The sequence below is a fragment of the Vreelandella lionensis genome (assembly GCF_044543515.1).
In the GTDB taxonomy this organism is placed as follows: Bacteria; Pseudomonadota; Gammaproteobacteria; order Pseudomonadales; family Halomonadaceae; genus Vreelandella; species Vreelandella lionensis.
In genome coordinates this window covers 1-18,075 of sequence record NZ_JBITWC010000011.1, presented here as the reverse complement: position 1 = coordinate 18,075, position 18,075 = coordinate 1, and the positions used below count along the sequence as shown (strand labels likewise).

The following is an 18,075-nucleotide window of genomic DNA, read 5'->3' as shown; positions in this document are numbered from 1 at the left end:
AGCGGCTCGTTAGCTGGTCGTAGAGGTAGACACTTCCTGTTCGGCCATTAAACGCTCAAGCTCTGCCAGCGGCATGGGTTTCGCTAGCCCAAAACCTTGGAATAAATCACAGCGGTACGCCAACAGTCGCTGATGCTGCTCGTTGGTTTCCACGCCTTCAGCCACCACATTAAGGCCTAGGTGGTGAGCCATGGAGATCACCCCCTGCACAATAGCTGAATCACCGTCGCTGTTGGTGATCTCACTGATAAAACTGCGATCAATTTTGATCGTGCTGATCGGCAAGTGCTTGAGATAGCTCAAACTTGAGTAGCCAGTACCAAAGTCATCAATCGACACACTGACCTGCATAGTGTGTAACTCATTAAGAATATTGATTGCTGCGTCGGTATTATCCATCAGGATGCCTTCGGTCAACTCTAGGGCCAACTGCTCTGCTGGCAATCCAGTATCCAATAACGTTTGACGCAGCGTGGCTAGAAAGCTGTCACGGTGGAACTGCAAAGGCGAAAGATTCACCGCGACCCGCAGCTCCCCCAACCCGCTGCGCTGTAACTTGAGCATATCCTTACAGGCCCGCTGCAGCACCCATTCGCTAATCGGCATAATTTGCCCAGTAGCCTCCGCCAAGGGAATAAAGCGGGCAGGGGAAATATAACCTTTAATAGTGTGCGGCCAGCGCAGCAGTGCTTCCACGCTGTCGATTCGCCCATGCCGGTTAAACAGCGGCTGATAATGCAATTCAAAGCCTTGGTGGTCGATGGCTTCCTGTAGGTCGTTACGCAGGCTGACCCGCTCGTTGGCCACTTCGTTGATGTCGTGGCTGAACCACGCATAGGCGTTACGGCCTTGCTGCTTCGCTTTGTACATCGCCATATCCGCTTGCTGAATCAAGCTTTGTGGCTGGGGAGTATCGGGCTGGCTCATGGCAATACCCACGCTGGCGGTCAAATACAGCTCATGGCCATCGATGCAGTAAGGGCGAGCCAAGGCGGGCAACAGGCGCTCGACGATGTCGATCACCTGCTTTTCGTCACTGACCGACGAAATCAGCAGCACGAACTCGTCACCGCCCAAGCGGGCCACCGTATCTTCCTGGCGCAGTGCCGCCTTCAGCCGCTGGCCTACTTCGATCAATACCTGATCACCCACGGCATGCCCCAGGCTGTCGTTGATCGGCTTGAAATCGTCCAGATCCACGAACAGCACGCTGATGGCATGCCCCCCCAGCTGTGCCTGGGCAAACTGTGTCTGCAGGACTTCTTCGAAATGCATGCGGTTAGGCAAGCGAGTCAGGTCGTCATGGGTGGCATGATAGGCTAGGCGAGCTTCGTAGGCCTTGTGCTTGGAAATATCGTGCTGAACGCCGACGAAATGGGTCACCCCGCCATCCTGGCCCCGTACCGGTGCGACGTAGAGGTCGTTCCAGAACGGCGTGCCATCTTTGCGGTAATTACATAGCGTCACCTGGGTCTCGCGCTGCTCCTGAATACCACAACGTAGCTTAGCGACCATGGCAGGATCGCTATCAGGCCCCTGCAAAAAGCGGCAATTCTGGCCAATCACTTCACTTTGTGAGTAACCCGTCATAGTGCTAAAAGCTTGGTTAGCATACACAATCGGCAAATCAGGCTGGCTGGCATCAGCAATTACCACCCCGTTCACACTGGCTTCCACGCTGCGCTCAAGGATACGCAGCCGAGTCTGCTGCCTGCGTTTCTCTGTAACGTCTTGGGCGATACCGTAAACTCCTTCAACACTGCCATTCACTGTGATGGGTAAGCTGATCAAATCCAGAATACGACGCTGCGATTGACTATCGGTGATGGTAATTTCATTGCGTGAAATACCGCCCTGCAGGACGTGCTTAAAATACGATTTGATATAATCTCGCTCATTCTCTTCCACAAAGTCCGAGAAATGACGCGCGACAACTTCCTCAAGAGGGAAGCCGGTCACCTTGCCGCAGGTTGTATTGGCCGTCATGAAATAGCCGCTTTTATCCAGCGAAAATACCGCGTCCGGATGATGTACAAACAGCGAACGGTAGCGCTGCTCACTCTCCTCCAGGGAGTGGCGAGCCACCGCCAGCTCTCTTGCGCGGGCGGTACTTGCCCCGGCTAACCCCACACTAAATGCCAGCAACCAGCTCATCACCAAGCCACCCACCGTGACGCTAATGGGCATTACACCTAATAAATACCAGTTGTAATGCTGGCCTGGGTAGGCGCGCAGCGTTAGATTAACGCCCCCTGGCAGCCCAGCCAGGCGGCTTGCTAATGCCAATGAGGAAGAAGTGATGTTAGCCCCAGCAAACCCGGAGGGATGAAGCGTCAGCAGCAGTTGCTCGCTTCGGCTGACGCTGACCTGAAATGGCCCTAAGGCTAACCGCAGCTCATTATTTAGCAACGTGCTTAAATCTATCGCGGCCAATAGCTGTTGCGATTGGCTAGAGACAGGAATGGCCATCAGCATCATGCTGCGTTGCTGGTTATCGGACACTAGCAAGCGCGGGCGCTCAAAAGGAATACTGAGCCAAGCTTGTACAGTGGGCTTGCTTAGCTGGCTCAATAGCCAGTCGCCGCTCTCTTCATTGCGTCCCTGCGACCAGATTACCCTGCCTTGGTCATCAGCCAGCGCAATCTCTATTAAACTCAGCGTATCGCGAAAATAGTTTTGGGCATCTTGTTCAAACAGGCCTTCGCTTTGGCCCTGGTCAGCAGAGACAATCTCTAGCCGCTCGGCCATGCGCTGCATTAACTGAAGACACTCTGTCATGGCCTGCTCAGCGTTAAGCTGAACACTATCTAGTAGATAGCTCGCCTGCTGCTCAATTGAGTCGCGCTGGTGCATGCTAAGCAGAAGCCACGCCAAGCTGCTAGCCAGCACACCTGCCAACCCGACTATGACGGTTAACCGGCCAGGGCTTAGGCGTGCAGCACGATGTCGCCAGCCTGCCACCAATAGAGCAGCCCCTAACAGCACAATAAATACCAGGACTGCGATGGGCGAAGAGCTAAACAGCGGTTGATACAGCTCATCGCTTTGCCAAAGCTGGGCCAGCACAAAGCCGCCAAACAGCAGGAGCCCAACCCCTGTGATCCGCCATAACAAGCGCCATGGTGAACTGCCAACGCCGCCCCCCAAACAAGCACTAACCCAAAGCAAAAAGACCGTTGATAGCGAGGTCATGCGCCTTTCGCCGGTAATCAGTGACTCGACAACCCCTTGATCAAGAGAGTTATGGGCCAGGGTATATGCCGTGAGCGCCAACAGTGCGCCTGCAGCGCCCCAACGCAGCCAAGGCCAGTGGCACAACGTCGCCAATAAGCTCATGCCGATCAATAGGGTCGCCAACGAAGCATCAGGAACCAGCATAGGGCCAAGCAGCATCTTCGGCAGCACAAGCCCTACCAACAGACCTGCGCCGCCCATAAAGAGCAGTGTCGCTGACACCATTAATAGCAGCGTCTCAGCTGCTAAGTCACGCGTGTTTAATGGCATGAATCCCACTCGCTCCTGTGCGTGGTCAGTCGGCTGCTAGCGCTCAAACGAAACAGCCTCCGCCAATGCCTGAAGCTGCTGATATTGTTCACCAAGATAGCGCTCGTACGCTTCGCGTGGCCGGAAGTCTACGACAGTACCGTGGGTGTACTGCAGCGTATGAGTCATCGCTGGCTGGGCAAGCGCTTGCTCAAACGCGTCTGCTAACCGTTCAAGGCGCTCTGGCGGCGTATCCAGTGGGGCGAAGATACCGCGGTCGGTCGTATTCACTAGCTCCACCCCTTGCTCAATGAGAGTAGGCACTTCTGGCAAGGCAAGCAGGCGCGCTTCACTGGCAACGCCAAGGGGCAGTAGCGCTCCTGCACTGAATAGCTGATTTGCTGAAGGTAAATTGAGCATCGCGAAATCCAGCTCACCTCCTAACAGTGCCACCACTTGCGCGCCGGTATCGGGGTAGCGCACGAACTGCACATCATCGGCCGAAATCCCTGTTAGCTCAAAAAACTGCAGCCAGAAAAAATTATCCGTTGAGTTAGCAACAATTCCGAACAGTAGCTCACCAGGGCGTTGCTCAACCATAGCGGCAATGTGGTTAGCTTGGGTGACTGGGTGCCCTGCATAGGTTGATGGAATATTGACGGTGCGTGTTAACAGCGCCACGGGTTCAAACGCGTCGTGGGAATAATCCGAAAGCCCTGCAAAGTAGGCGAGATCAATCGTTTGATGGCTACCCAGTAGGGTATAGCCGTCGGCAGGTGCCTCTTGTACATACCGAGAGCCGAGCGTTGCACCATTGCCTGGCATATTGACTGGCGTCACCGGCACTTCCAAATAAGTTTGCGCTTGCTCGGCGATAGCCCGAAACAACACATCGGTAGCGCCGCCTTCGCCAAATGGCATCACCAAGGTAATCTCAGAAGCAGGAAAAGCAGCACTATTCGCCTCCGCTTGGTCACTCACCGCCAAGGCGTTGGCAAGCAGCCCAATACCAAGAGCGACCACAATGGAAGTGCGTAGCAGTATCCTACGGCAAATAGTCAACAGTACCTGCAAAGCGTTCATCCCCTCTCCTGCCTCATACTACTTAGCCCTGCTGGCAACATACCTTGAATTTTCGCCCACTGCCACAAGGGCAAGGCTCATTCCGGCGCGGTTTTAAACGCATGACACTAGGCGTACCGTCGATATACCACCAGCGCCCCTCTTCCCGTACAAAACGCGAGACTTCCTCTAACACATGCCAGCCACCCGACTCACGAAACGTGGCGCGAAAATGCACGGAGCCTTGGTCATTTTGCACGGTTGGCGCGGCCACAATATCGAGCGCGACCCACTGGGTATCAGGATCGGGTGGTAGCTGCTGAGGGCGGGTCGAGGAATGCCAAGTGGCAAGCAGGTAGTCACGCTGATTCAACGCGAAAGCAGTGTATCGTGATCGCATCAGCGCTTCGGGCGTTGGTGGCAGCGCGGCCCCTTGATAATAGGACTGGCAGCAGGTTGCCAGCGGAGTATTGCTACCGCAGGGGCAACTTTTAGGCAATGAGTGAGTCATAGGAGTGGCTCTGGCTTGTGCAAGGAGCAAACGATGTAGATGTTTTGTTTCGGTATTAGCCCTGAGTTAGGTATAGTAACAGAGCAAGATCCCTAGACAGACGGAGTACGACAACACGATCGATCATTCTTTCCAAACGCAGTGGAGGTTCTCCTATGAAGGTTTACAAACCGGAATGGCAGTGCACGTTTAGCGTAAACGAAGGCGCGGAAGAATCAGCAAACTGGAAAGAGCGAATCGCGTGGCGGCTTAGAGAATTTGCCGACCGGCTTGAAGGCGGCGGCCGCACGATAAAAATCGACTGCAGCGTCTCGCCACAGGTGAGCCGTGACGAAGTGGATACTTGCTTGGGGAAAGGGTTTGAAGTCACCCAAAGGCTGCTAACCCAGCTTGCCCAACAGCAGGCGTGCGAAGATGTGATGCGCCATGCGAAAGCAGAGCTTTACGAAGAGCAGCATCAGCACTAATAGCCAGACCGTAAGCGTCTCAAGAAAACACCCGCCCGATCCTACTGGCGGGTGTTTTTTATTGGGTGCAAATAAACGCGTTAGCCTGAATATGGCGTTTCCAGAGCGTTGCCTAAGCGCTGCATAAACGCACTGCACTCATCAAGCTGCGCCGTTTCAATATACTCATCAGGCTGGTGCGCCTGGGTAATACTGCCCGGCCCTAAAATAATCGCCTGTAGCCCTTGCCCTTGAAACTGCCCCGCTTCGGTCGCATAGGCAACCGCATGCTGGCAGCAGCCGTTAGGCAAGTGATCTTGCGCTAGCCGCAATACTTGCTGATTGTCACGGTCGGCTAGCCCCGGCACCGTCACATTCAGCGGCTCAGTAATAATTTCCACGGTTTTGCCCTGCGCACTTAACGCCTCACTGAGCGTTGCACAGTAGTCGCTAAAGCGCCCGTACACCTCTTCAAAGGTCTCCGTGGGCAGGTGGCGAATCTCCCACTCGAACTGGCACTCCCGCGCCATGATATTAATGGCCGTGCCGCCTTTGATTTTACCCACATGCAAGCTGGTATGCGGCACGTTAAAAGCCTCATCCACACGCCCCTCTTCCACCAGCGCCGCCATGGAGTCTTCAATAAATGTCACTAGCCTGGCGGCCACGTGGATCGCGGACGTGCCCTGATTCACTTGGCTGCTGTGCGCTTCACGGCCAATCACTGTGGTACGCAGGTTGGTCGCGCCCTTTTGCGCCACCACCGGCTGCATGCTGGTGGGCTCGCCGACAATCACGTGGGCCGTGGTGGAGTAGTGCTCATAAAAGCGCTTAATCAGGCTGGGTGCGCCCACGCAGCCGATCTCTTCGTCATAAGAGAAGCCGAAGTAGATCGGCTGCTTCAGTGGTGCCTTCGCCCAGGCGGGCACCATGGCGAGCGCGCAGGCAATAAAGCCTTTCATATCGCAAGTGCCGCGCCCGTATAAACGGCCATCGCCGCCATCGCGCAGGATGAACGGGTCGCTGCTCCAGGGCTGGCCAGCCACTGGCACCACATCGGTATGACCAGACAGCATCACGCCGCCGGGGGCATCCGGGCCAATGCGGGCAATCAGGTTGGCTTTAGTGCCGCAGGGGCTCATCACACGCTCGGCGGTCACACCGTAATCGGCTAAATAGCCTTCTACAAACTCAATCAGCGCCAGATTCGACTCGCTGGAAGTGGTGTCAAACGCTACCAGCTTAGCCAGTAGCGAGGTTGCATTCGTCATATTTATCTCGTTCGTTAGGCCTTTAGTCACCCTAGCACCCCCTTTGCCCTTTGCCTACTGAGCGCTACAAGCGCCTCACTAAACGTTGACCGTCACGACAAGTTCATCGTGCATTCATGAGAGCGTCATCTACACTTCCTACTGTTCAGTGCATCCAAAAACTTTAATAAACGTACTGCGCAGGACCCACAAGGAGCCGTTATGTCTCGTTTCACGTTGCACGCGCTTGCCCTCGGTGTTGCCACCGTCTCGTTCAGTGTCTCCGCCACTGCCGCTACCGAAGTGACCTGGTGGCACGCGATGGGCGGCCAACTTGGCGAAATTCTGGAAGGCATGACCGAGGAGTTCAATGCTTCTCAAGATGAGTACCGCGTTACCCCCAGCTACCGCGGCAACTATACCGAAACCATGACCGGCGCCATTGCAGCGTTCCGCGCAGGCGAGCAGCCGCACATCCTGCAGGTGTTTGAAGTCGGCACCGGCACCATGATGAACGCCGATGGGGCGATTTATCCGGTGTATGAGCTGATGGAAGCCCATGGCCGTGCGTTTGATCGCGAAGCCTTCCTGCCCGCCGTGGTGGGCTACTACACCGATACCAACGGCAATATGCTGTCGTTCCCGTTCAACTCCTCCACGCCCATCATGTACTACAACCGTGATGCGTTTGAGGAAGCTGGCCTAGACCCAGAACAGCCGCCGCAAACCTGGGAAGAGCTCGCAGAGTACGCCACTCAAATTACCGAATCGGGTGCGGCCAACTGCGGCTTTACCACCTCTTGGCCGAGCTGGGTGATGCTGGAGAACTTCTCCGCTATGCACAACTCGCCGTTGGGTACGCTGGAAAACGGCTTTGGCGGTATGGACACCGAGCTGAACTTCAACAACGAGCTGGTCGCCCGCCACTGGGACAACCTGAAAACCTGGCAAGACGCTGGCGCGTTCAAATGGGGCGGCCCGGGTTCTGGCCCGGATGCCGAACCGCTGTTCTACTCCCAGGAGTGCGCGATCTTCTTTGGCTCGTCTGCTTCCCGTGCAGACGTAGCTGCCAACGCCGACTTTGAAGTAGGCTTTGGCATGCAGCCCTACTACGCTGACGTAGAAGGCGCGCCGCAGAACTCCATCATTGGTGGGGCAACGCTGTGGGCTTTGCAGGGCCACACTGATGACGAATACGCCGCCGTCGCAGCGTTTTTCGAGTACCTCTCTCAGCCGGAAGTACAGGCCGAATGGCACCAGCAAACCGGCTACCTGCCGATTACTCAAGCCGCTTGGGATTTGAGCCAAGAGCAGGGCTACTACGATGAGAATCCCGGTGCGGATACCTCGCTGAAGCAGATGACCCTGAACGAGCCCACCGAGAACTCCAAAGGCCTGCGCTTTGGTAACTTCGTACAGATCCGCGACATCATCTCTGAAGAGATGGAAGCAGTCATGACCGGCAACAAGTCGGGCCAAGAAGCGGCCGATGCGGCGGTAGAGCGCGGCAACCAACTACTGCGCGATTTTGAATCCGCGAATCAGTAAGTAAGCACCTGCTTCGCCGCCTGCCTTTTAGGCAGGCGGCGATGTCGTTATTAGTGCCATCTGTTAATCGCAGGTTTCGTCGCTTATGCAAACCAAACGCATGACCTTCCCAGGGCGCTTTCTGCCCTATGCGCTACTCGCCCCTCAGGTCATTATCACGCTGATTTTCTTTATCTGGCCTGCCGGTCAAGCGCTCTACCAATCGCTGCTCCGTGAAGACGCGTTTGGCCTACGCACCACCTTTGTCGGGTTGGACAACTTTGCCCGCCTATTCCGTGACGGCAACTATCTCAACTCGCTCTCGGTGACGGCAGTTTTCGCCATTGGCACGACGCTGCTCTCCATGGCAGTGGCGCTGCTGCTGGCCTGCACGGTGAATCGCATGATTCGCTCGCGCAGCACCTACACCACACTGCTGGTGTGGCCCTATGCCATTGCCCCCGCCATCGCCGGGGTGCTGTGGTGGTTTATCTTCAATCCCTCCATCGGCATCGTGCCTTACATGCTGGATATGGTGGGCTATCAGTGGAACCACCGCACCTCTGGGGCAGACGCCATGCTGCTGGTGATTTTTGCCGCCGCCTGGAAGCAGATCTCTTATAACTTTCTGTTCTTCCTGGCCGGACTGCAGTCGATCCCCCAATCGCTTATCGAAGCCGCCGCCATTGATGGCGCCAGCCCCATGAAGCGCTTCTGGACCATTGTGTTTCCCCTGCTGTCTCCCACCACCTTCTTCCTGATGGTGGTGAACGTGGTGTACGCGATGTTCGATACCTTCGGGATTATTCACGCCACTACCCAGGGCGGCCCCGCCCAGGCCACCAACACACTGGTGTACAAAGTGTACGCCGATGGCTTTGTCGGCCTGAACCTGGGGTCATCCGCCGCGCAGTCGGTGATTTTGATGGTGATTGTGGTGGCACTCACGGTGGTGCAATTCCGCTTTATCGAGCGCCGGGTGAACTACTAGCCGCAGGCTGACTGTTGGAGTCTTGTCATGGTTGAAAATCGTCCCTGGGCGAACTTTTTTGCCCACTTAACGCTGATGGTAGGCGTCGCGGTGGTGGTGTTTCCCGTCTACGTGGCGCTGGTAGCCTCTACCCAAGCGCCGGGCGACCTGCTGCGCGGCACGCTGCCGATGCTGCCTGGTGCCCACGGCATCGAAAACTTTACTCGCATGTGGCAATCCGGCGTGTCTAACGCGGGCGCACCGCCTGCCGGCACTATGCTATGGAACAGCTTTATCATGGCCATGGCGATTACTGTGGGTAAGCTGTCGATCTCGCTGCTCTCCGCCTTTGCGATTGTGTACTTCCGCTTCCGCTTTCGGATGTTCTTCTTCTGGCTCATCTTTCTTACCCTGATGCTGCCGGTGGAGGTACGCATTATTCCTACCTTCCAGGTGGTCGCGGATCTCAATATGCTCAATAGTTTTGCCGGGCTATCGATACCACTCATTGCTTCCGCCACCGCGACGTTTCTGTTTCGGCAGTTTTTTATGACCATCCCCGAAGAGATGTTGGAAGCGGCCCGGGTGGATGGCGCAGGCCCACTGAAATTCTTCAAAGACATTTTGATGCCGCTCTCCATCACCAATATCGCCGCGCTGTTCGTGATCATGTTTATTTACGGCTGGAACCAGTATCTGTGGCCGCTGCTGATCACCACCGACCCGGACTACTACACCATTGTGATGGGCATTCAGCGCATGACCTCTGAAGAGAACCCCCAGTGGCACCTTATTATGGCCGCCGTGGTGATGGCGGCTCTGCCACCGGTATTAGTGATTCTGTTTATGCAACGCCTGTTTGTGAAAGGCCTGACCGAGACGGAGAAATAACCATGGCCAGCATTACCTTGGAAGGGCTGAAAAAAACCTACGCGGGCAACGTGGCGGCGGTCAAAGGGGTCGATTTACACATTCAGGACGGCGAGTTTGTGGTGTTGGTCGGGCCTTCCGGCTGCGGTAAATCCACCCTGCTGCGCATGGTGGCAGGCCTAGAGACCATCACCGAGGGCACCCTAAAAATCGGCGAGCGTGTAGTGAACCAGCTAGAGCCCGCCGAGCGGGATATCGCCATGGTGTTCCAAAACTACGCCCTCTACCCGCATATGACGGTGTATAACAACTTGGCGTATGGCCTGAAGAATCGCGGCTTCAAGAAAGACGACATCGACCAGCGGGTGCGCACGGCGGCCAAGATGCTGGAGATTGAGGACTTTTTGGAGCGCAAACCGCGCAAGCTCTCCGGCGGCCAGCGCCAGCGGGTGGCGATGGGCCGTGCGTTAGTGCGCGAGCCCGCCGCGTTTCTGTTTGACGAACCGCTCTCTAACCTAGATGCCAAGCTGCGCGTGCAGATGCGCGTGGAGATCAAACAGCTTCAGCGGCGGTTAAAAACCACCAGCCTCTACGTGACCCACGACCAGTTGGAAGCCATGACACTTGGCGATCGCTTGGTAGTACTTAACGCCGGTCAGATTGAGCAGGTGGGCACCCCGATGGAGATCTACGCCCGCCCAGCCACCATGTTTGTAGCGGAGTTTATTGGCTCCCCCGCCATGAACATGCTGCCGCTGGATTACCTTGCGCAGCAGGATACCCAGGGCGTGCTGAGTCAGTTGCCGAAAGAGACTGATACCGTCGGCATCCGCCCGGACGATATGCAGCTCGCCCCGCCAGCCGCGTCCTATATAACGCTGAACGCTACCTTGATGTTGTTTGAAGCCGCCGGGGCAGAGAGCCATCTTTACCTGAACTTGGCAGGCAGCGACCAACCCACGGTGGTGCGTACCGCAGGCCAGCCACCGGTCAGCGAAGGTGAAACGCTGCAGGTGTACGTGACCGAAGAGGCGCTTCACCCATTTAATAGCACCACTGGCAAACGTACCGCACACTAGCCCCTGCGCCTTAGGCGGGTAACAACGCTACTCGTCTAGGGCGCGGCCGGTACCGCTATGCCACAAACCGCCTGTCATCTTCACGTGATCATACCGTCATCTTGACTACACCTTAGTGTCACAGAGAGCTGCCAACCTGAAGCGGATCATAACTCGCTGCCTTCTTCTGTAAGTAAGGCAACGCAAAAACAGTTTCAGGGAACCCCACTATGACGAAAACACTGTTAGCTCTTGCGATGGCAGCCGCCACCTTCACTGTGTCTACGGCCCACGCTAATAACGATTTAAGCAGCGTATGCCCCAATCCTATTCGCATGGCCGATACCGGCATTGAAGGCATGGGCCCGCTCGCAGAAGCGTTTGGCCCCTTTGCTGAAGCGTTTGAAGAGACCACCGGCCTCACGCTTGAGATGTTTAGCCTCAGCAACCGCACGGCAGCAGGCACCGCGCTGCAGTATGATGACGTGGACCTTGTGTTTGCGGGGCCGTCTGAGTTCGTCCTGTTCGACCGCGAAAGCGATATTGAAATTCTGTTTGCGATTGAGCGCCCCCACTACGGCAGCAGCTTTTATGTTCCCGCCGATAGCGATATTCAGTCGCTGGAAGACCTGGCAGGCCATCGCGTCGCTTTGAAAGACGTGGGCTCCACCAGCGGCCATATTTTCCCAAGCCAAATGCTGGTTGATGCGGGCCTGGATATTGATCGCGACCTTGAGATCATTATGGCGGGCGATGCCCGTGTCGCCGCGCTGGTTAACGGCGATGTGGATGCCATGGGTGGCGGTAACCGCGATATCGAAGAGATCCAGGCGATGGACCCGGACGGCGAATACCGTGTGATTGCTACCAGCGATGTTTTACCCGGTGACCCGGTGGGGATGCGCGGCTCGCTAGACGACGCTTGTAAAACAGCGCTACGCAGCACCCTGGAAGAGAACCGCGACACCCTGTGGAACGCGCTGATTGCTACCGACCGCAACGAAGATAAGTTTTTGAACCGCGACTCCTCGCTGGGCTTTGACCGCACCAATGAAGATTACGATGTAGTGCGCCAAGCCTATGAAGCAGCCGGTATCGCGCTTTAACCCTTACCCGCGCTTATCCGCCTAATGCCTCTGCACTTGAATGTGCAGAGGCAGGGCTAGGCACAGATGGTGTACAACCACGGTAATCCCACTATGTTGGTTAACTCTCTCGCCCTCCTAGCGCAAGCGCAGGAGGTTTTTGTATGAATGCCATTGCGATCAACGATGTGCATAAATATTACGGCCAGCTGCACGTCTTACGTGGGCTAACGCTGGATATTCCCAAAGGGGAGTGCGTAATCCTGTTGGGTGCCAACGGCTGCGGTAAATCCACACTGATGCGCTGCCTCAATGGCTTGGCACGTTATGATTGTGGTGATATCCATATTTTTGATGAACGGCTCTCACAGCTTTCACCCTCCCAGTTACGCACGTTGCGCCAAAAAGTAGGCGTCGTTTTCCAGCAATTTAACTTGGTGCAAAACGTTAGCGTTTTCCAAAACGTGCTCTATGGCGCTCTGGGCCAGCAGCGGTTTGGCCTACTAACAACGCTCTCCTGTCTGGCCAGCCAAGCGCTTCGTGAACGTGCCATGTCGGCGTTAGCGCGCGTCGGTTTAGCTCATAAAGCTCAGGCAAACTGCCGCGACCTCTCTGGAGGACAGCAGCAGCGCGTAGCCATTGCCAGAACGTTAATGCAGGACGCCCAGATCATTATCGCGGACGAGCCTATTGCTAGCCTGGACCCAAAAGCAGGCCGCGAGATTATGGATCTGCTGCTAGAGGTAGTCAGCGAACGTGGCCTCACCGTGCTGTGTACGCTGCACCAGCTAGAGCTAGCGCAGCAGTATGGTGATCGTATTGTCGTCATGAAGGCGGGCACAGTGGTGCTTGATTCGCCCCGCTCAACTGTCTCACTCAACTCGATGCGCGAGCTTTATCAAGGCGAAACCCGCGTAGACCAAACATCCCTTTCACCAAATACCCGCCAACCGCTAAGGGCGATATAACATGCCTTCGACCCCACCGCCGACCACCGATCTACCGCCTCGTTTTCGTCGCCCTTCGCTGTTTGTTTGGGGCATCAGCCTTGGCTTTTTAGCGCTGTTTATTCAGGGCGTGATGGCCACCAATGTCACACTCGAGCGTTTGATACGCGGGGCGACGAACCTAGGTCACTTTATAGGACGGGCTTTCCCACCGGATCTCAGCAATTTAGACGTACTGGCATGGTCGATGTATGAAACCCTCAACATTGCCATTGTCGGCGTAACGCTGGGCGTTATTCTCAGCGTACCGTTTGCACTGCTGGCGGCGCGCAATACCTCCCCCACCCCGTGGGTGCGCTCCATTACACGGCTGATGATTGCCACCATGCGCACTATTCCAGACCTTATCTGGGCGCTGATTTTTGTCGTGGCGGTCGGGTTAGGCCCAATGGCGGGCGTACTAGCCATCGTGATGGATACGATTGGTTTTGCAGCGCGTTTTTTCTCAGAGCGGATTGAGGAAGTCCACCCTGGCCCCTCCGATGCGCTAACCGCTACCGGGGCCGGCAGGCTATCCGTGATTGGGGGTGCGATTTTGCCAGAAACCCTAGCATCGATGACGGCCACTAGCTTATACAGCGTCGAAAAAGCGCTGCGTTCAGCGGTCACGCTAGGGCTGGTAGGCGCAGGCGGCATTGGCGTTGAGCTCGCTGCCGCCATGCGGCTATTTAACTACGACCGCGCCCTCACCATTATTTTGGTGATTCTGGTCGTGGTTATTGGTTTTGAACAGCTCTCGTCGCAAATCCGCAAGCGCGTTATCTAAGCTACCGATAGGCGGTTATCTGGTGCGTTACCAAGGCAACTGTTCGCCATTGGAGTGCCAGAAGCCGCCGCTATTCTCTAAGTTGAGCGCTTTGATGCAGGCGGCAATGCCCGTCGCTGACTCCTGCGGGCTGATGTGGCCACCAAAGTTAACCATGCGGGTTTTCACATAGCCCGGATGCAGCTGCGCCACGGCGATGCCACGAGGCTTTAGATCGATGGCTAACGATTTACCAAAGGCGTTCAGCGCCGCTTTTGACGCACGATAGCCGTAGCGACCGCCCGAATCGTTATCGGCAATGGAGCCCATCCGGCTAGTAATATTGGCTATTTTACTGCCCTTTTTCATCAGCGGCAGCAGCGCTTCGGATACTCGCAGCGGCGCATAGGCATTGATTTCCATCTGCTGGCGTAGGCTGTCGATCTCGATATCCCCCAACACATCATCGCGCAGCAGGCCTGCATTGTTGATCAATAGGTCAATGGTGTGCCCGGCCAACGACGCTTCAAGACGAGCAATATCTTCGCCCTGAGTGACATCAATACCTTCCACTACTTTTGCCGCTACGCGCGCTAGCTCCTCAGAGGTTTGGCGACATACGCCTATGACCTGCCACCCCTCCTGCTGATAATGCTCGGCAAGCGCCAGCCCTACACCGCGATTAGCGCCCGTAATCACAACTGTCGAAGACATCGTCGCTCCTTAAATACGTTATTAAATAATAAAACAGCTTAACGCAAAAAGCCGATGTGTGATTAACACATCGGCAAAAAACGATCTTTCAAAGCATTAAAACATTAAGGAACCTAACGTATTACTTAGAAGTGGTAGCGAGCACCCACTGCGTAATACAGATCATCTTCGTAGGTGTTGACCGCATCTTCGTTAGCGTCGTTCAACTCAACAAAAACATCGAAGTTGTTGGACAGATCATAATGCGCGGCAGCGGCCCAGGCATCGCGGCTGTCGGAAACGTTGTCCAGCTCGATGTTGTAATAGTCGAGGTGGAAGGTCCATGCGCCAGTGGCGAAAGAGCCACCCAGACCAACGGTGTCAAAACCACCACCCAGCGTCGCATTGTCATCACGCGTCTCGTAGCCTAAGCGTGCTGCAAACGCGTCATTAATGGCATATTCGGCAGTTGCACCAAAGCGGGTTTCATCGTTACCACCACCAACGGCTTTATCATCCACAAAACCAGCGGCTAAGCGCAGCGGGCCAGTCGCGTAAACAACGCCACCCTGGGTAGCAACTTCTGAACCTTCAGCACTCTGCTGGGCAGGCGTTAAGCCACGCTCAGAGTAGTGTTTAGCAGCCACGAAGGCTTGGAAACCGTTCAGATCAGGTGTCATGTAGGCCAGGGAATCACCACGTGCCTGCACACCGCCACCAGCGAACTCATAGCCGCGCTCAACGTACACGTCGAACACGCCCATTACTTCGCCGTCGTAGAAGCTGTCGAAGTTACCGGCAGTGAAGGTACCAAACTGCTCACTATCCAGACCAATGTAGCTGTTACGAACTTCGTCAAAGCCAGACTCTTGATTACGCTCATCGCCAGTAAAACGCCACTCTACACGGGCAAACGCGCGTAGGTCGGACGTGATCTGATGGCCAGCGGTAACGCGTAGACGAGAGCCAAAGTTGCGGAACTCTTCTCCGTTATCGACGTTGTTTTCTTCTGCACCGCCACCCTCGATACCCATTGCGATACGGCCATAAATATCCAGCGTGGTGCCGTCTTGGTCGTACACCATCGCGGCTTGGGCAGCAGAAGCACCTAACAAACCACTAACCGCCAGAGCAAGTGTCGTTTTCTTAAACATGATGAATCCCTTTAAAGTCGTTAGTGCTTGTTACCAGCACTTCTTAAGCTAGAGTTAAAATTTGAGTTAAATATGATTGCGCGTTGCGAAGGCACAATGGAGGCTACTACTGCCTCGTCACTGGCTACCTTAGAGGCGTTATATGTCATTCTTCTTAAAGTTTTATTTTTTTATTTAATATTTTTAAAAAATGAAATTAAACAAAAATGACTTATTAGATTAACATTTGTCTGATAAATGACGACTCAGCACTTAATAATAGCTAGCGATAAAACCGGGAACATGATGGCTGTCTGTCATCGCTTGTTCACTTGCCTGTCTTGGCAGTGTCATTGTGCCCGCGCAACATAATGAGAAACGTGATAAAGGGATGAATCGCTCATGCGGCTCTGTATCGTTAGCGAAACATGGTCTCCAGAAATTAACGGCGTTGCGCATACTCTCAACCGGATATGTCGTGAGCTGCAGCGGCTGGGCGTCACAATGGATGTGATTCGCCCTAAGCCTAAGGCACCCGGCAGTGCCGCCTATGCCACCCAAGAGCTACAGGTTAACCACCTGGCGCTGCCCGGCTATCGTGATGTTCAGGTGGGATTTGCTCGCCCGTCCACGTTGCAGCGGTTTTGGCAACAGCACCGGCCAGATGTGATTTATTTAGCCACCCAAGGCCCGCTCGGCTGGGCAGCTCGCCAGGCAGCGCAACAGTTGAGCATTCCGCTGGTGGCAGGTTGGCACACCAACTTCGATCATTACTGCCATGATTACGGCGTCTCTTGGCTCTCTGCCGCGACTCGCCGCTATTTGCGCTACTTTCACAATGGCTGCGCACTGACACTAGTGCCCACTCATCAGCAAGCCACAGCTTTACGCCAACAGGGTATCCATGAAGTACAGGTGCTCTCTCGGGGGATTGATGGGGAAAAATTCTCTCCAGCTCACCGTAGTGCAGAGCTGCGTAAGCAGTGGGGAGTTAGCGAGCACCAGCCGGTCGCCCTCTATGTCGGGCGACTCGCACCAGAGAAGAATCTGGCCCTGCTACAGGAAACGCTGCAAGCCATGCGCGATGTGCGCCCCGATATGGCACAGGTGATCGTTGGTGATGGCCCAGGGCGTGCGCAGTTAGAGAAGGCACTCCCTGACGCACATTTCACCGGATTTGTGGATAAACATGAGTTAGCTTGCCACTACGCCAGTGCTGATATGTTTGTATTTCCTTCGCTGTCGGAAACGTGGGGCAACGTAGTAACGGAGGCAATGGCAAGCGGCTTGGCGGTAGTTGCTTATCGTCATGCAGCCAGCGTGGAGCTGATCCAAAACGGCCATAACGGGGTGACCGTAGCGCCTAACGACGCCCACGGCTTTCAAGAAGCGGCCGTGGCACTGTGCCAACACCCCGCCGATTACGCACGAATAGGAAGAGTTGCCCGTTTACGCGCGCTAGAACAAAGCTGGTCGGGCATTGCTGAGCAATTTCTGCGCTACCTACACCATGCCCAGGAGGCCCACCATGCGAGCTCGCCCGCTTGTCGTATTCGATCGTCTTGACCTGTGGGAGTGGCGGTTTTGCCAACGGGTCACGCATCTCTCGCTCTACCGCCCCTGGCGGCTAACGCTGCAAACAGCCAGTAAGTTAGGCGACTGGCCGGTGTGGGTACTGCTGATTGCTGCCCAGCCCTGGCTTCAACCTGATGGCACGTGGCGGATGATGCAGTACTCGCTGATCGCCCTGGTAGCTGTCACGGTTTATAAGCTGGTTAAAACCAAGCTGTGCCGAGAGCGCCCCTTTATCACTTACCTGGGAGGCGTACACTGCGGTGAACCCGCTCGAGATCGCTACAGTTTCCCCAGTGGCCACACCATGCACGCCATCATGTTCAGCGTATTAGTGGCCGCCCACACCCCCTGGCTGCTGCCGATTGTTCTTCCACTCAGCCTACTCATTGCAATTTCTCGAGTGGGGCTGGGGCTACATTATGTGAGCGATGTGCTGGTTGGTGGCGTGATGGGCTATGGCTTTGCACTACTGAGCCTTTATTGGATGGGGTAAGAGTCCCTACATGCCAACATGCAAAAGCCACCCAAAAAAAGGGTGGCTTCAGACTGCTGACGAACCCACCTGTTTTGGTGGGTTCGTTGCGTTTAGAGCAGGCGTACACTCGCGGCCTGACTCACCACCCTCATCGCACGGCTTCTGCCCATCGTCGGGTATAACGC

Annotated in this window: 16 protein-coding genes; 10 read left to right on the top strand and 6 right to left on the bottom strand. The window is 55.4% G+C overall.

All coding sequences use genetic code 11. The features are described from left to right. Positions 1-9: 9 nt before the first annotated feature. The 3 genes from ACIGG6_RS08520 to ACIGG6_RS08510 are packed head-to-tail and all read right to left on the bottom strand — an operon-like array spanning position 10 to position 5,056. On the bottom strand, positions 10-3,504 hold the full coding sequence (locus tag ACIGG6_RS08520) for an EAL domain-containing protein (protein ID WP_399843901.1): 3,495 nt from the start codon (positions 3,502-3,504) through the stop codon (positions 10-12). 36 nt (positions 3,505-3,540) lie between these two features. Beyond that, a complete protein-coding gene (locus ACIGG6_RS08515; RefSeq protein WP_399843899.1) occupies positions 3,541-4,566 on the bottom strand; it encodes a Bug family tripartite tricarboxylate transporter substrate binding protein in 1,026 nt (341 codons plus the stop codon). Between the two features lie 22 nt (positions 4,567-4,588). Further along, positions 4,589-5,056, bottom strand: a complete 468-nt coding sequence (locus ACIGG6_RS08510) for a YchJ family protein (protein ID WP_399843898.1) — start codon at positions 5,054-5,056, stop codon at positions 4,589-4,591. Positions 5,057-5,211: 155 nt separating this feature from the next. Between ACIGG6_RS08510 and ACIGG6_RS08505 the strand changes: the two genes are divergently transcribed. Beyond that, positions 5,212-5,523 carry a hypothetical protein gene (locus ACIGG6_RS08505; RefSeq protein ID WP_289108575.1) on the top strand — a complete coding sequence of 104 codons (312 nt, stop codon included), beginning with the start codon at positions 5,212-5,214 and terminating at the stop codon, positions 5,521-5,523. An 80-nt stretch (positions 5,524-5,603) separates the two neighbouring features. Here ACIGG6_RS08505 and argE read toward each other — a convergent pair whose 3' ends face one another. Further along, positions 5,604-6,773 carry an acetylornithine deacetylase gene (argE, locus tag ACIGG6_RS08500; protein WP_399843896.1) on the bottom strand — a complete coding sequence of 390 codons (1,170 nt, stop codon included), beginning with the start codon at positions 6,771-6,773 and terminating at the stop codon, positions 5,604-5,606. Positions 6,774-6,974: 201 nt separating this feature from the next. Here argE and ugpB point away from each other — a divergent pair, with 201 nt between their 5' ends. The 7 genes from ugpB (at position 6,975) to phnE (ending at position 14,035) form a co-directional block, all read left to right on the top strand. Next, positions 6,975-8,300 (top strand): sn-glycerol-3-phosphate ABC transporter substrate-binding protein UgpB, encoded by a 1,326-nt coding sequence (gene ugpB / locus ACIGG6_RS08495; protein ID WP_399843894.1) that lies wholly within the window; start codon positions 6,975-6,977, stop codon positions 8,298-8,300. 85 nt (positions 8,301-8,385) lie between these two features. Then, entirely contained in the window at positions 8,386-9,270 is an 885-nt protein-coding gene (gene ugpA, locus ACIGG6_RS08490) for a sn-glycerol-3-phosphate ABC transporter permease UgpA (protein ID WP_285264191.1), read from the top strand. A 27-nt stretch (positions 9,271-9,297) separates the two neighbouring features. Then, positions 9,298-10,140 (top strand): sn-glycerol-3-phosphate ABC transporter permease UgpE, encoded by an 843-nt coding sequence (gene ugpE / locus ACIGG6_RS08485; RefSeq protein WP_159340695.1) that lies wholly within the window; start codon positions 9,298-9,300, stop codon positions 10,138-10,140. Between the two features lie 2 nt (positions 10,141-10,142). Further along, on the top strand, positions 10,143-11,198 hold the full coding sequence (locus tag ACIGG6_RS08480; protein ID WP_399843892.1) for a sn-glycerol-3-phosphate import ATP-binding protein UgpC: 1,056 nt from the start codon (positions 10,143-10,145) through the stop codon (positions 11,196-11,198). A gap of 209 nt (positions 11,199-11,407) precedes the next feature. Then, positions 11,408-12,283, top strand: coding sequence for a phosphate/phosphite/phosphonate ABC transporter substrate-binding protein (gene phnD, locus ACIGG6_RS08475; RefSeq protein ID WP_399843890.1), 876 nt, complete (start codon positions 11,408-11,410; stop codon positions 12,281-12,283). 143 nt (positions 12,284-12,426) lie between these two features. Next, positions 12,427-13,230, top strand: coding sequence for a phosphonate ABC transporter ATP-binding protein (locus ACIGG6_RS08470; RefSeq protein WP_399843888.1), 804 nt, complete (start codon positions 12,427-12,429; stop codon positions 13,228-13,230). A 1-nt stretch (position 13,231) separates the two neighbouring features. Further along, positions 13,232-14,035 (top strand): phosphonate ABC transporter, permease protein PhnE, encoded by an 804-nt coding sequence (gene phnE, locus ACIGG6_RS08465; RefSeq protein WP_399843887.1) that lies wholly within the window; start codon positions 13,232-13,234, stop codon positions 14,033-14,035. A gap of 27 nt (positions 14,036-14,062) precedes the next feature. Here the strand turns inward: phnE and ACIGG6_RS08460 are convergent, their stop codons facing one another. Both ACIGG6_RS08460 and ACIGG6_RS08455 read right to left on the bottom strand, forming a co-directional pair. Beyond that, positions 14,063-14,728, bottom strand: coding sequence for an SDR family oxidoreductase (locus tag ACIGG6_RS08460; protein ID WP_399843885.1), 666 nt, complete (start codon positions 14,726-14,728; stop codon positions 14,063-14,065). A 125-nt stretch (positions 14,729-14,853) separates the two neighbouring features. Further along, on the bottom strand, positions 14,854-15,861 hold the full coding sequence (locus tag ACIGG6_RS08455; RefSeq protein WP_399843883.1) for a porin: 1,008 nt from the start codon (positions 15,859-15,861) through the stop codon (positions 14,854-14,856). A 381-nt stretch (positions 15,862-16,242) separates the two neighbouring features. Here ACIGG6_RS08455 and ACIGG6_RS08450 point away from each other — a divergent pair, with 381 nt between their 5' ends. Both ACIGG6_RS08450 and ACIGG6_RS08445 read left to right on the top strand, forming a co-directional pair. Continuing rightward, positions 16,243-17,406, top strand: coding sequence for a glycosyltransferase family 4 protein (locus ACIGG6_RS08450; protein ID WP_399843882.1), 1,164 nt, complete (start codon positions 16,243-16,245; stop codon positions 17,404-17,406). Then, on the top strand, positions 17,369-17,908 hold the full coding sequence (locus ACIGG6_RS08445) for a phosphatase PAP2 family protein (protein ID WP_399843880.1): 540 nt from the start codon (positions 17,369-17,371) through the stop codon (positions 17,906-17,908). Before ACIGG6_RS08450 ends, ACIGG6_RS08445 begins: the two co-directional genes overlap by 38 nt. The last annotated feature ends 167 nt before the right edge of the window (positions 17,909-18,075 follow it).